This window comes from Serratia sp. DFXYC6 (assembly GCF_057196085.1).
In genome coordinates this window covers 275896-288270 of the sequence record NZ_JBXUNV010000001.1, presented here as the reverse complement: position 1 = coordinate 288270, position 12375 = coordinate 275896, and the positions used below count along the sequence as shown (strand labels likewise).

Below are 12375 nucleotides of genomic sequence, written 5' to 3'. Positions count from 1 at the left end.
GCGCCGCATTGGCGGCAGAACGTGTTCGCCGGCGCCTTTTAACAGCCCCGCCGGCGAAGATAGCCGTTTCATCAATTTGCCAACCTCTCTCCCTGGCGCCCAATCGTCTCTCGCGCGCATCGTTGTCTGGATCTCGCCGCCGCTTTACTGGCATTATCTCTGCTATCGCCGGGCGGCGAGAAGGCCTAAGACCGCGCCCGCCGCTCAGTATCGACTCGACGAGACAGGTAGCTTTACGCCATGGCAAATAAACCGCAACAGACAACGCTGACGATGTACGGCATCAAAAACTGCGACACCATCAAAAAAGCCCGCCGCTGGCTGGAAGATCAGGGCATAGCCTATCATTTTCACGACTACCGCGCCGACGGCCTGACCGAACAGCAACTGCGCGGTTTCGTCGCGCAACTGGGTTGGGAGCCGCTGCTCAATACCCGCGGCACCACCTGGCGCAAGCTGGATGAAGCGCAGCGCAACGCCTGTGATAACGCCGACGCCGCCATCGCGCTGATGCTGGCGCAGCCGGCAATCATTAAACGTCCGCTGCTGGACGACGGCAACGGCCACGCTCTGCTCGGTTTCAACGCCGACGCTTACCAACAATTTATCGCCGAGGTTGCCGTATGACTTGCCCGGTTATCGAACTGGCCCAGCAGTTGATCAAACGCCCTTCCCTCAGCCCGAGTGACGAAGGCTGCCAGCAACTGATGATCGAACGCCTGCAGGCGATCGGCTTCACCGTCGAAGCCATGGACTTCGAAGACACCCAAAACTTCTGGGCCTGGCGCGGCGAAGGGCAAACTCTGGCGTTTGCCGGGCACACCGACGTAGTGCCGACCGGCGATGAAAAACGCTGGGACAACCCGCCGTTTGAACCGGCAATCCGCGACGGCATGCTGTATGGCCGCGGCGCGGCGGACATGAAAGGCTCGTTGGCCGCGATGGTGGTGGCCGCGGAACGCTTTGTCGCCGCCAACCCGAATCACCGGGGCCGCCTGGCATTTCTGATCACTTCGGATGAAGAAGCCAGCGCCACCCACGGCACGGTTAAAGTGGTCGAAGCGCTGATGGCGCGCAACGAGCGGCTGGATTACTGCCTGGTCGGCGAGCCGTCCAGCACCGAACGCGTCGGCGACGTGGTGAAAAACGGCCGTCGCGGCTCCATCACCGCCAACCTGCATATCCACGGCGTACAGGGGCACGTCGCCTATCCGCATCTGGCGGACAACCCGGTGCACCGCGCCATGCCGGCGCTGAATGAACTGGTGGCGATCGAATGGGATCGCGGCAACGAGTTCTTCCCGCCGACCAGCATGCAGATCGCCAACGTGCAGGCCGGCACCGGCAGCAACAACGTGATCCCGGGCGATCTCTACGTGCAGTTCAACTTCCGGTTCAGCACCGAACTCACCGACGCGATGATCAAGCAGCGCGTGGAAGAGCTGCTGGAACGCCACCAGTTGAATTACAGCATCGAATGGCGGCTGTCCGGTCAACCGTTCCTCACCTCGCGCGGCGCGCTGGTGGATGCGGTGGTCAACGCCGTCGAGCACTATTCTGAATTGACGCCGCAGCTGCTGACCACCGGCGGCACCTCCGACGGCCGCTTCATCGCGCAGATGGGCGCGCAGGTGGTGGAACTGGGGCCGGTCAACGCCACCATCCACAAGGTCAACGAATGTGTCAACGCCGCGGATCTGCAGCTGCTGAGCCGCATGTATCAACGCATCATGGAGCAATTGGTCGCATGATCACCGCAGAGATGCTCACCGGCCGTTCGACCGAACACCTGGCGCCGCTGAGCGGCAACCATCGGCTGCAGCCGCAGGCGGTCAATGCCTTCCTGGCGATGCAGCAGGCCGCGCGTGAAGCCGGATTCGATCTCCAGCCCGCCAGCACCTTCCGCGACTTCGACCGCCAGTTGGCGATTTGGAATGGCAAATTCTGCGGCCAGCGGCCAGTATTAGATAAGGACAGTCAACCGATCGACGTCGCGCCGCTGTCCGCCGCCGAACGCTGTGAGGCGATCCTGCGCTGGTCAGCCCTGCCTGGCGCCAGCCGCCATCACTGGGGCAGCGATTTGGACGTGTACGATCCGTCGCTGTTGCCGGAAGGGCAAAAGCTGCAGCTGGAGCCGTGGGAATATGAAGAAGGCGGTTACTTTGCGCCGCTCAACCAGTGGCTGACGGCGCATATGGCCGAGTTCGGTTTCTATCGCCCCTTTACCGAAGACAGCGGCGGCGTGGCGGTGGAGCCGTGGCATCTGAGCTACCGGCCGCTGGCGCAAGAGGCTGAACATTTGCTGACCCCGGCGTTGTTGCTGGCGGCCTGGCAAGACAAGGAGGTCGCCGGTGTCGAATGGCTCGAACGCCATCTGCCCTCGATTTTTTCGCGTTTCATACGCAGTGAAGGAAAGGAGTAGCTATGCAATGGTTAGCTGATTACTGGTGGATTATTCTGCTGGTTCTGGTGGGGATGGTCGTCAGCGGCATCAAGGAACTGCGCCGCGTCGACGTGAAAAGCTATCTGGCCAACAAGCCGGAGATACCGCCGCACCGCGACAACAACGCCCAGTGGGATGACGAAGACGACTGGCCGAAAAAGAAATGACATCAGGGCGCTCATCGGCGCCCTGAGTTTTTAGCGAAAGGCGATCAGCTCGCCGCGCTTGCCGGACAATGCCTCGTCCCAGTAGCGCTGCGGCACGTAATAATGCAGTCTTTCCAGCGCGGCGTTCATCATGCCCTGATTGATCGCATGCCCGACGTTCTCTTCCACGTCGAGCGTGAAATCCACGCCGTTGGCCCGTAACGCTTCCGCCGCCGCGTGAGCGTGTTGCACCGCGATCACCGCGTCCTCTTCACCGTGGATCAAATGCACCACGCTGTCGCCGAAAGCCTGCTCAGGCAACTGGGCGAAACGCCCGCTGAACGCGACCACGCGCCCGGCCAGCCGGGTTTCCGCTTTTAACGCCTCAAGTGCCATGATCGCCCCCTGCGAGAACCCCACCAGAGCAGTGCCGGCATAGCCCACGCCGCTCAGCTGCTGCCAATGACGCACCACGGCCACAAACTGCGGCATCACGTCTGCGATGCGGGCCGCGCGGTTCTCTTCGGTCACGTCCTGTACCGAAAACCACTGGCGCCCGGCGCCGTTGCCAAACGCTTCGGGACCACCGATGCTCACCACCTGGGCCTGAGGAAAGTCTTTGGCGAAGTAGCTGCCGATCTCCCCCATCGCCACCGGGTTGTCGCCGACACCGTGAAACAGCAAGATCAGCTGCGCCGCCGGGGTCGCCGGGCTTTGGACAACGAAATGCTCATGTTTCATCGATGACTCCTTAATAGTAACCAAACCTGGTGTGGCGACAGTCGCCGCCGCACCGCTGACAGTGACTATACGCCGTTGAGAAATCGGGAAAATCGGGTTTTATTGAGCGAGTTATTCAATTTATTGCAACGACTGCGCCCAGTCGCGCCAGTAGCGGCAGTGTTGCGCATTCAACTGTTCCAGCGCCTGCGCCGTTTCGTGCCGCCAGTGGCGCAGCAAGGCTTTCTGGCCGCTTACGCCCGCCTGCTCCACGCAGGCCGCCGGAGATTGCCGCCGTTGCAGATGGCCGCGCAGCGCGGGCAGCGGCAGACTGCTGGCCAACAGCAAACGCTGCAATGCCCCCAGGCTGGCCTCCAGCGGCCGATGGGCGAAAGCGAAACCGGCCAGCTCGCGCCAGTCCTCTTCACCGAGCGACGTGTCGCCGTCATCGCCCGGGATCGCCAGCACGAGTTCGATGCGCTGCCGCAGCCAGGGCCAGTCGCGCGCCAGGTGCTTGTGCGCCGCGTGCCGCAGCGCCTCCCCTTGCTCGCTCAGGGGCAAGATAGCCATCGCGGTATAACAGCCGCTGCTGGCCTCCGGCTTGCTGCCGATACGCACCAGCTCGAAACCGCAGGATTGCCAAAAGCGCCACAGCGGCTCGGTATAGCCGAAGCTGACCGACAGGAAGTCCAGCCCCTGCGCCTGGCGGCGTTGCCGCTCGACCAGCTGACGCGCGATACCCTGCCGCCGCAGCGTCGGCAGCGTCGCGATGCGGGTAATGCGCCGTGACCGCAGCGTCGGCGCCCACCACTGGCCGCCATGCGCCGCCAGCGACTGCGCCACCAGGTTGCCGCGCGGCCGGCGGCGGCCGGCCCACACGTCGTGCGCCAACTCGGCGCTCAACCCGCCTTCGTCCGCCAGCCACACGGCACCGGCCACCTCCTGTCCGGCCTGCGCCAGCCCGAAATGCATGCCGGGCGCGTCCATCAGCCGGCGTAAGTCCAGCGGCGAGGTGCGGTAATGCGCGCTGCTCAGCAGAGCATAGAAACGCGCCAGCCGCTGCGGATCGGCGCACAGTTCACGCTGCTCCGCCTGGCTGTAATCGATCGCCTGGCCATCCACCGGCCAGGCGGGCAGCTCGTTGAACAACAGCGCATTGTCCGTGACCCGTTCCAACGCATCGCCCTGCGCCCAGCGCATCGGCTGTTGCAGACTCAACGCCTGATAGGACGGCAGCCCGGCGCAAAACTTCAGCAGAAAACCGCGGCCGGTGCCTTCATAGCCCTGCACCGTGGTGGTCAGCAACACGCGCGGGAAATAGCCGATCAGCTGTTGCAACAGCGGCGCGGGGATCGCCGCCGCTTCATCCACCAGCAGCCAGCCCACGTCACTGACGTCCCCCTCCCGGCACTGCGCCAGCAAGGCATCGGGCGCCCAAAACTGTGCGCGCCCCTGCGCCCATTCCCCGGCCACCTCTGTGGCGGCGCGGCTCGGCCCGGTGATCCAGCAGGTCAGCGGCGACTGCGCCATCAGCATGCCGGCCAGCGTCGATTTGCCGCGGCCGCGGGCGGCGGTCAGCACCCACACGCCGGACTCGGCCTGCAACAACGCCGTCAAGATCGCCTGTTGTTCCTCGGTCGGCCCGCCATCCGGCGGCTGCCAACCTTCACGCGCCGGCAGCGCGGCCAACGTCAGGGGCTCATCCTGCCGCCAGACAGTCACTTCGCTGTCGTCGGCCAAATGATGCTGCAGATGATGAATGAAATGCGGCGTGGTGATCGGCTGCGGACAATCGCTCCAGCGCAGGCTGTCGCCGTCCGGCAACTGAGGCCATTGCCGCCAGGGCGGCGTCAACAGCAGCAGCCAGCTGCCGGCGCGCAATGCGCCGCACAGCGCCGCCAACGCCTCCACGTCGAGCGACTGACCGGCATCAAACACCGCGTGCAGCCGCTCCTGCCCCAGCAATTGGCGCACCGCGCGGCTCGGCAAAGCCGACAGGCCGGGCGGCGGGTTTTCCCCCACCCACGGCCAGTCGCCCGGCAGCGTCGCCGCCAGCCGCTGCGCCTGTTCGCGGCACCACTCGGGTTCACCGCTGAGCACCAGCAAACGCCGGATGCCCTGCCGCCGCATGAGTTGTTGCGCTGCCTGTAGCATAAGGCTGTATCTCAATCCGAAAAAAATGCCGGAGTCAGGCTCCGGCACTTGAGGCGTTAACGGGATGCAAAGGTGTTGCAGGTATTGGGATCGCCGCTGTCGAAGCCCTGTTTAAACCAGGTGTAGCGCTGCTGCGAAGTGCCGTGGGTGAAGCTGTCCGGCACAACGCGGCCCTGGCTCTGCTGCTGCAACCGGTCGTCGCCAATCGCCTGCGCGGCATTCAACGCCGCCTGCAGGTCACCCTCTTCCAGCATCTGCTGCTTCTCGGCGTATTTGCCCCACACGCCGGCAAAGCAGTCCGCCTGCAGCTCCATTTTCACCGACAGGCGGTTCACTTCCGCCTGGCTGGCGCCTTGCTGCATCTGGCGCACCTTCGGCTCGATGCCCAGCAGGTTCTGCACGTGGTGGCCGACTTCGTGCGCCACCACATAGGCCTGAGCGAAATCACCGCCGGCGCCCAGCTTGGTCTTCATGTCCTGATAGAAAGACAGATCGATATACACCGTTCTGTCGCCCGGGCAGTAGAACGGCCCCATCGCCGCCTGACCGGTGCCGCAGCTGGTGCGCGTTACGCCGCGATACATCACCAGCTTCGGCGGTTGATAGGTTTTGCCCATGCGCTGGAAAATCTCTTTCCAGTTATCCTCGGTCGAAGCCAGCACCACTGAGGTGAATTTGGCCAGCTCATCGTCTTTCGGACTGATGCTGGCGCTCTGTTGTTGACCCTGAGGAGCGACGTTACCGCCGTTCAACAGCGGCGACAGATCGATGCCGTAATAACCGGCCACCAGCACCACTACCAGAATAACGATGCCGCCCTTGCCACCCACCGGCACGCGGAAACCGCCGCCACCGCCGCCCAAACCTGAAGACTGCCCGCGACGATCCTCAACATTGTCACTTTCCCGACGCCCTTGCCAACGCATAAATACACTCCAGATATTTCCCCTGCTCGTTGAAGTTGCGCCGCGATCGTAAGCGCAAAGGCAGCTTCAAGCCTGAGTGGGATAGGTTTTAGTCATCTCACATCCATCATTATAAATGGTCTGCCGCGGAGGAAATGTAGAAATTTTCTGGAAAAACGCAGAATAGCGGGACGATCCGGCCGGATCGCCCCGAATGACGGTGCCGACGCTTAGTCGAGTTTCACGCCGATGCGGCGCGCCACTTCTTCGTAGGCTTCGATCAGGCCGCCCAGGCTTTGACGGAAACGGTCTTTGTCCATCTTGTCCAGGGTGTTTTTGTCCCACAGGCGGCTGCCGTCCGGCGAGAACTCATCGCCCAGCACCACTTCGCCGTTGAACAGACCGAACTCCAGTTTGAAGTCGACCAGGATCAGGCCGGCGTCGTCGAACAGCTGGGTCAACACGTCGTTGGCGCGGTAGCTCAGCTCGCGCATGCGCGCCAGATGCTCTTTGCTCACCCAGCCAAAGGTTTCGCAGTAGGATTCGTTCACCATCGGATCGTGCATGGCGTCGTTTTTCAGGAACAGATCGAACAGCGGCGGGTTCAGCACCAGACCTTCTTCAATGCCCAGACGCTTCACCAACGAACCGGCGGCGCGGTTGCGGATCACGCACTCCACCGGCACCATGTCCAATTTCTTCACCAGCACTTCGTTGTCGGACAGCAGACGCTCCATCTGGGTCGGGATGCCGGCTTCTTCCAGTTTGCTCATGATGAAATGGTTAAACTTGTTGTTCACCATGCCTTTGCGATCGAACTGCTCAATGCGCTGACCATCCAGTGCTGACGTATCGTTGCGGAACTCCAACACCAACAGATCGGGATTCTCGGTGGTGTAAACGGTTTTTGCCTTTCCGCGATACAGCTCAGCTAGCTTTTGCATCTTACTTACTCCAGTGATGTATCCCCGTTGTCTCCCGAGCGCGGCCCGAAATTAGGGGGTATAGAATTGACCTAATGAATTCTTTGGCGTGCCGGACACTATTGTGCCAAACCTGCGACGCAAACGATACCGTATAGACAAAACAAAAAGGGGCCGAAGCCCCTTTTTGATTAGTTAACGCTGGTTTTGCTGAAGGCTGACTGGAATGCCGCCACCAGTGCGTCGTTTTTCGACTGGGTGAGCGGTTTGCCTTTCGGATCGATGAATTGCAGGCTGGTGCGGTTGTTGAGATCGCCGACCTGCAGTTTGTAATCGCCTTCCGTCAGTTCAGGATCCTTGACGCCCAACGCATCCCAATCGCTGCTGCTCAGGGACTTGTAAGTCACGGCGACGGTGCCCTGCGGACGGCTGCGGTCACCCACTTTCATCCCCAGTTTTTCGAGCGCCGGCGGCAGGCGATCCCACACGACAGTGTACGGGCCGCGCACCACCAGCATCGGCAGGCCGGTATCATCGGCACCGCTCTGCACGTCCAGCGCGCCGAAGCGGCTGGCCGTCTGGGAGCTCGCCAGGTTATCCTGCTTGTCCAGGCCTTCGATCAGGGTGTTGATCATCATGCCGTTGTAGCGCTGGATCTCAGACTGATCGGTCACCTGTTCGGTCTTGCCCTGCTGCTGCAGGCCAACGCTTTTCACCACCAGCGCCTGCTGATAGCCCTGCTGCTGCACGCTGATCTGATAACGGCCTTCGTACTGGTTGTCTTCGTCCAGACGGTTCCACTTCACCCAGTCGGTGGTCAGGGTCTGACCGGCGTCCTGACGGGAAGCGATCGCGATGTTCTTCGCCTGCAGCAGGCTGACCACGCGCGACCACAGGTTCTGGTTCTGCGGGCTGTTTTCCAGCAGCAGCGTGCCGCTGTCGCCGGCGTATTGCGCGCGTGAACCGCTCAGCAGCGCCAACGGCTGCACCGGCGGACGAATGTCCAGCTGCTTGCCGACGTTGCCTTGCACCGTTGTGGCCGGCACGTCATAGTTGCCGCTCTGCACCGGCAGGATCATGCCGGACGGCGCGTTCAGCGCCTTGAGCGGAGCCGCGTCGAGGTAGGCCTCGTCGCCGCTGACCTGGCGCTTGTAGCGCTGATCGCTGCTGCAGGCTGCCAGCATCATCACCAATGAGATGCCCACTACTTTTGCTACCGTCGACTTTTGCAATGAATAAGCCATCAAATTTCCCTTAGAGTTACAGCAAGCCGACGCTTTTCAGCGCGCGCTCCACCACCGGGCGGGCGGCTTCGCTCAACGGCGTCATCGGCAGACGCAGCGTATCGGTTGCCATCAATCCCAACGCCTTACAGGCCCACTTCACCGGAATTGGGTTTGCTTCTACAAATAGATCCTGATGCAACGGCATCAAGCGCTGATTTAAGCGGCGCGCTTCGGCAAATTTGCCCTGCGCCGCCAGCGCGCAAAGTTCCGCCATCTCGCGCGCGGCCACGTTGGCCGTCACGGAAATCACCCCTTTGCCGCCCAGTTGCATGAAGTCCAGCCCGCTGGCGTCGTCGCCGCTCAGCAAAATGAAATCTTCATCGTCAACCAGCACTTGGATCTGACTAACGCGACTTAAGTTCCCCGTCGCTTCTTTTACAGCAACAATATTCTTGATTTTCGCCAGCCGAGCGATGGTCGGCGGCAGCATGTCGCAGCCGGTGCGCGAAGGCACGTTATACAGGATCTGCGGCAGTTCGGTGCTCTCTGCGATCGCCTTGAAGTGCTGATACAGCCCTTCCTGCGTCGGCTTATTGTAGTACGGCGTTACCGTCAGGCAGCCCACCACGCCGGTGTTGGCGAAGCGGGTGGTGAGCGCGATGGCTTCGGCGGTGGCGTTGGCGCCGGTGCCGGCGATCACCGGAATGCGGCCGTCGGCCAACTCCAGCGTCTGCAGCACCACGTCAACGTGCTCGTCATGGGCAAGCGTTGCGGACTCGCCGGTGGTCCCTACGGAAACGATCGCCGCGGTGCCACTGGCTACATGATAATCGATCAATTTTTTCAGGCTCGCGCGATCGACAGCACCTTTGTCGTCCATCGGCGTAACCAGTGCAACAATACTTCCCGTAAACATTGGCCGTCCCCTCCACAAACAAGTCACTCATGGTACTTTTGCTGCCTATCCAAAAGCAAGCGCACAACCGCGTTGTAAGCGCTTGGCAGGCGGTTTTTTTTATGTTTACCATGGTAACCCCATTAAGCACGACAGGAAGCGCTATTTTGCCTCAGTCAGACGAACACTATCTCGTGATTACCGCGCTCGGCGCCGACCGCCCCGGTATCGTCAATACCATCACCCGCCACGTCAGCAGTTGCGGATGCAATATCGAAGATAGCCGTCTGGCCATGCTGGGAGAGGAGTTCACGTTCATCATGCTGCTGTCCGGCAGTTGGAACGCCATCACCCTGATCGAATCCACCCTGCCGCAAAAAGGCGCGGAGCTGGATCTGCTGATCGTGATGAAGCGCACAAACTCGCACGAAAGGCCGCCGATGCCGGCCACGGTGTGGGTGCAGGTGGAAGTGAAGGACTCGCCGCACATCATCGAACGCTTTACCGATTTGTTCGACTCCAGCCAGATGAATATCGCCGAACTGGTCTCGCGCACGCAGCCGGCGGACGGCGACCTGCCGCCGCAGCTGTATATCCAAATTACCGCCCACAGCTCCGGCGATCGGGACGCCTCAAATATTGAGCAAGCCTTCCATCGCCTATGTACAGAATTGAACGCGCAAGGCAGTATTAGCGTGGTGAACTATCCACAGCATGACGAGAAAGATGGAGAGTAGTGATGAGCCCATTGAAAGCCGGTGACACAGCGCCGAAATTTAGTTTGCCTGACCAGGACGGTGAGGAAATTAATTTGGCCGACTTCCAGGGACAGCGAGTATTGGTCTATTTCTATCCGAAGGCGATGACGCCGGGCTGCACCGTGCAAGCCTGCGGCCTGCGGGACAACATGGACGAATTAAAAAAGGTCGGCGTCGAAGTGCTGGGCATCAGCACCGACAAACCGGAAAAACTGTCGCGCTTCGCCGAAAAGGAGCTGCTCAACTTCACGCTGTTGTCTGATGAAGATCATCAGGTGTCACAACAGTTTGGCGTGTGGGGCGAGAAAACCTTCATGGGCAAGACCTACGACGGCATTCACCGCATCAGCTTCCTGATCGATGCCAACGGCAAGATTGAAAAAGTGTTTGATGATTTCAAAACCACCAATCACCACGACATCGTTCTGAACTACCTGCAGCAGTAATTCTCACGAAGCGCAGCGGCCTGCTGCGCTTCGTTTCTTCCCTGTCAGTCGGCCTTGTCTTCCACCTCGACCCGCAGTTCATCCGGCCAGGCATGGATCACCGCCTTCACCAGCGTCGCCAGCGGTATGGCGAAAAACACGCCCCAAAAGCCCCACATCCCGCCGAACACGATCACCGACAGGATAATCACCAGCGGATGCAGGTTGACCGCTTCGGAGAACAAAATGGGCACCAACAGGTTGCCGTCCAGCCCCTGCACCACCAGATAGGCGACGATCAGCGTCCAGAAATCGGCGCCGACGCCCCACTGGAACAGCGCCACCACCACCACCGGTATGGTGACCAGCACCGCGCCGATGTAGGGGATCAGCACCGAAAACCCCACCAGCACCGCCAGCAGCAGCGAGTAGCGCATGTCCAGCACGGCGAACACCAGGTAAGTCGCCACGCCGACAATCACCATCTCCAGCACTTTGCCGCGAATGTAGTTGGTGATCTGCTGATTCATCTCGTTCCAGACTTGCCCCGCCAGGCCGCGATTGCGCGGCAGCACGCGGCGCACCGCGTTCAGCAGCTGTTCTTTGTCCTTCAGCAGGAAGAACATCATCATCGGCACCAGGATCAGATAGATAGCCAACGTCAGCAGGCCGACCAGCGACGCCAGCGAGAATTTCACCACCGATTCGCCCATGCCGGACAACCGGCTGCGCAGGTTTTCCGCCATCATGTCGATGATGCCGGCATCCACCAGCGCCGGATAACGCTTCGGCAGCGTCGCGGCGAAGTTATAGAACTGATTGAGCATGCCCGGCAGATCGCTCATCAGATTGATGCCTTGCTGCCAGGCGGTCGGCGCGACGACGAACACCAGCAGCATGGCGACGCCCGAGAACACCAGCAGCATGATGCTCGCCGCCCAGGTGCGCGAACAGCCGATGCGCTGCAGGCGCGCGGTCGGCCACTCGAGCAGATACGCCAGCACGATGGCAACCAGCAACGGGGTCAGAATGCCGTGCAAAAAATAGAGAATAAGGAACCCGGCAACCAGGATCACCAGCAGCGCGATGGCCTGAGGATCGGTGAATCGGCGGCGGTACCACTGTAATAACATCTCCAGCATCAGAGCGGGCTCCTTGAGATTTGGCGGGCGGGCATGGCGATTCCTGTGATGGGCCTGATTAAAGCATAGATAGAACGGGCGCACGCGGGATGTGCAAAGCACTCAGAGTACTCAAAGTTCGCCATACATCAACAGCGATCTGGCTGATTTTATCGCACGGGCAGACGATCGACGCAAAAATCCGCAGACGCGGCGACTGACTCGATGAGCGGCCCCGAACGGGGCCGCGGAAGATTACAGCGAAGTAGCGACAGAAAGGGGCGAACCGACCGCCAATGCGAACAACAACACACAGCCAATCGCGATCGCCGCCGCCAGATCATTTTTCATTGTCCCGTCCCCTGATGCTTAAACTGGTTATCGTCACGAACTCTGTCGGTTCTACGTTCACGGCCTTTTCCGATGCACGTCATTAAAAACCCCCGCCTAAGCGGGGGAGAAAACGTTCTGGTGCATCAAGTGTTACAAGGAGGTCATGAGGGATTGCTAACCCTAAATGACTATTTCAAGCTAGGATTATTCCCAGAACATGGCAAGCGATCGCGTCGAGGTTATCCGCACTTTGGGATAAACCTCATAAAAAAATCCCGCACGGCAGCGGGATGAAGGGATGATAACGTCATGAATTTTTTATGCGG

13 protein-coding genes are annotated in these 12375 nt (G+C 60.7%); 6 read left to right on the top strand and 7 right to left on the bottom strand.

The window, feature by feature from the left end; genetic code table 11:
* Positions 1-240: 240 nt before the first annotated feature.
* The 4 genes from AC2CGQ_RS01490 to AC2CGQ_RS01475 are packed head-to-tail and all read left to right on the top strand — an operon-like array spanning position 241 to position 2610.
* Positions 241-627 carry an ArsC family reductase gene (locus AC2CGQ_RS01490; RefSeq protein WP_004941730.1) on the top strand — a complete coding sequence of 129 codons (387 nt, stop codon included), beginning with the start codon at positions 241-243 and terminating at the stop codon, positions 625-627.
* On the top strand, positions 624-1751 hold the full coding sequence (gene dapE / locus AC2CGQ_RS01485; protein WP_015378703.1) for a succinyl-diaminopimelate desuccinylase: 1128 nt from the start codon (positions 624-626) through the stop codon (positions 1749-1751). Before AC2CGQ_RS01490 ends, dapE begins: the two co-directional genes overlap by 4 nt.
* Positions 1748-2422: a M15 family metallopeptidase gene (locus AC2CGQ_RS01480; RefSeq protein WP_004941723.1), complete on the top strand. Its 675-nt coding sequence runs from the start codon at positions 1748-1750 to the stop codon at positions 2420-2422. Before dapE ends, AC2CGQ_RS01480 begins: the two co-directional genes overlap by 4 nt.
* Before the next feature lie 2 nt (positions 2423-2424).
* Entirely contained in the window at positions 2425-2610 is a 186-nt protein-coding gene (locus AC2CGQ_RS01475) for a YpfN family protein (protein ID WP_004941720.1), read from the top strand.
* A 30-nt stretch (positions 2611-2640) separates the two neighbouring features.
* Here AC2CGQ_RS01475 and ypfH read toward each other — a convergent pair whose 3' ends face one another.
* From ypfH to dapA, 6 genes are all read right to left on the bottom strand, one after another.
* Positions 2641-3330, bottom strand: coding sequence for an esterase (gene ypfH, locus AC2CGQ_RS01470; RefSeq protein ID WP_015378704.1), 690 nt, complete (start codon positions 3328-3330; stop codon positions 2641-2643).
* Between the two features lie 120 nt (positions 3331-3450).
* Entirely contained in the window at positions 3451-5463 is a 2013-nt protein-coding gene (locus tag AC2CGQ_RS01465; protein ID WP_172574875.1) for a tRNA(Met) cytidine acetyltransferase TmcA, read from the bottom strand.
* Positions 5464-5519: 56 nt separating this feature from the next.
* On the bottom strand, positions 5520-6389 hold the full coding sequence (gene ypfJ / locus AC2CGQ_RS01460) for a KPN_02809 family neutral zinc metallopeptidase (RefSeq protein ID WP_028127776.1): 870 nt from the start codon (positions 6387-6389) through the stop codon (positions 5520-5522).
* A gap of 209 nt (positions 6390-6598) precedes the next feature.
* Positions 6599-7312 (bottom strand): phosphoribosylaminoimidazolesuccinocarboxamide synthase, encoded by a 714-nt coding sequence (gene purC / locus AC2CGQ_RS01455; RefSeq protein ID WP_004941708.1) that lies wholly within the window; start codon positions 7310-7312, stop codon positions 6599-6601.
* A gap of 170 nt (positions 7313-7482) precedes the next feature.
* A complete protein-coding gene (gene bamC / locus AC2CGQ_RS01450; protein WP_015378707.1) occupies positions 7483-8535 on the bottom strand; it encodes an outer membrane protein assembly factor BamC in 1053 nt (350 codons plus the stop codon).
* A gap of 16 nt (positions 8536-8551) precedes the next feature.
* A complete protein-coding gene (dapA, locus tag AC2CGQ_RS01445; RefSeq protein WP_004941701.1) occupies positions 8552-9433 on the bottom strand; it encodes a 4-hydroxy-tetrahydrodipicolinate synthase in 882 nt (293 codons plus the stop codon).
* A 110-nt stretch (positions 9434-9543) separates the two neighbouring features.
* Here dapA and AC2CGQ_RS01440 point away from each other — a divergent pair, with 110 nt between their 5' ends.
* Together AC2CGQ_RS01440 and bcp are read left to right on the top strand one after the other, a co-directional pair.
* Positions 9544-10149, top strand: a complete 606-nt coding sequence (locus AC2CGQ_RS01440; protein ID WP_369783268.1) for a glycine cleavage system transcriptional repressor — start codon at positions 9544-9546, stop codon at positions 10147-10149.
* Between the two features lie 2 nt (positions 10150-10151).
* Positions 10152-10616: a thioredoxin-dependent thiol peroxidase gene (bcp, locus tag AC2CGQ_RS01435; protein WP_015378709.1), complete on the top strand. Its 465-nt coding sequence runs from the start codon at positions 10152-10154 to the stop codon at positions 10614-10616.
* 44 nt (positions 10617-10660) lie between these two features.
* Here bcp and AC2CGQ_RS01430 read toward each other — a convergent pair whose 3' ends face one another.
* Complete coding sequence (locus AC2CGQ_RS01430) at positions 10661-11737, bottom strand: AI-2E family transporter (protein WP_015378710.1); 1077 nt, start codon at positions 11735-11737, stop codon at positions 10661-10663.
* Positions 11738-12375 lie beyond the last annotated feature (638 nt).

What these genes read in the sequence shown, in the direction of transcription:
- AC2CGQ_RS01440 (WP_369783268.1), top strand. Translation starts at nt 9,544, where the DNA reads ATGGTAACCCCATTAAGCACGACAGGAAGCGCTATTTTGCCTCAGTCA.
- purC (WP_004941708.1), bottom strand. Translation starts at nt 7,312, where the DNA reads ATGCAAAAGCTAGCTGAGCTGTATCGCGGAAAGGCAAAAACCGTTTAC.
- bcp (WP_015378709.1), top strand. Translation starts at nt 10,152, where the DNA reads ATGAGCCCATTGAAAGCCGGTGACACAGCGCCGAAATTTAGTTTGCCT.
- AC2CGQ_RS01490 (WP_004941730.1), top strand. Translation starts at nt 241, where the DNA reads ATGGCAAATAAACCGCAACAGACAACGCTGACGATGTACGGCATCAAA.
- dapA (WP_004941701.1), bottom strand. Translation starts at nt 9,433, where the DNA reads ATGTTTACGGGAAGTATTGTTGCACTGGTTACGCCGATGGACGACAAA.
- AC2CGQ_RS01465 (WP_172574875.1), bottom strand. Translation starts at nt 5,463, where the DNA reads ATGCTACAGGCAGCGCAACAACTCATGCGGCGGCAGGGCATCCGGCGT.
- dapE (WP_015378703.1), top strand. Translation starts at nt 624, where the DNA reads ATGACTTGCCCGGTTATCGAACTGGCCCAGCAGTTGATCAAACGCCCT.
- bamC (WP_015378707.1), bottom strand. Translation starts at nt 8,535, where the DNA reads ATGGCTTATTCATTGCAAAAGTCGACGGTAGCAAAAGTAGTGGGCATC.
- AC2CGQ_RS01480 (WP_004941723.1), top strand. Translation starts at nt 1,748, where the DNA reads ATGATCACCGCAGAGATGCTCACCGGCCGTTCGACCGAACACCTGGCG.
- AC2CGQ_RS01430 (WP_015378710.1), bottom strand. Translation starts at nt 11,737, where the DNA reads ATGCTGGAGATGTTATTACAGTGGTACCGCCGCCGATTCACCGATCCT.
- ypfH (WP_015378704.1), bottom strand. Translation starts at nt 3,330, where the DNA reads ATGAAACATGAGCATTTCGTTGTCCAAAGCCCGGCGACCCCGGCGGCG.
- ypfJ (WP_028127776.1), bottom strand. Translation starts at nt 6,389, where the DNA reads ATGCGTTGGCAAGGGCGTCGGGAAAGTGACAATGTTGAGGATCGTCGC.
- AC2CGQ_RS01475 (WP_004941720.1), top strand. Translation starts at nt 2,425, where the DNA reads ATGCAATGGTTAGCTGATTACTGGTGGATTATTCTGCTGGTTCTGGTG.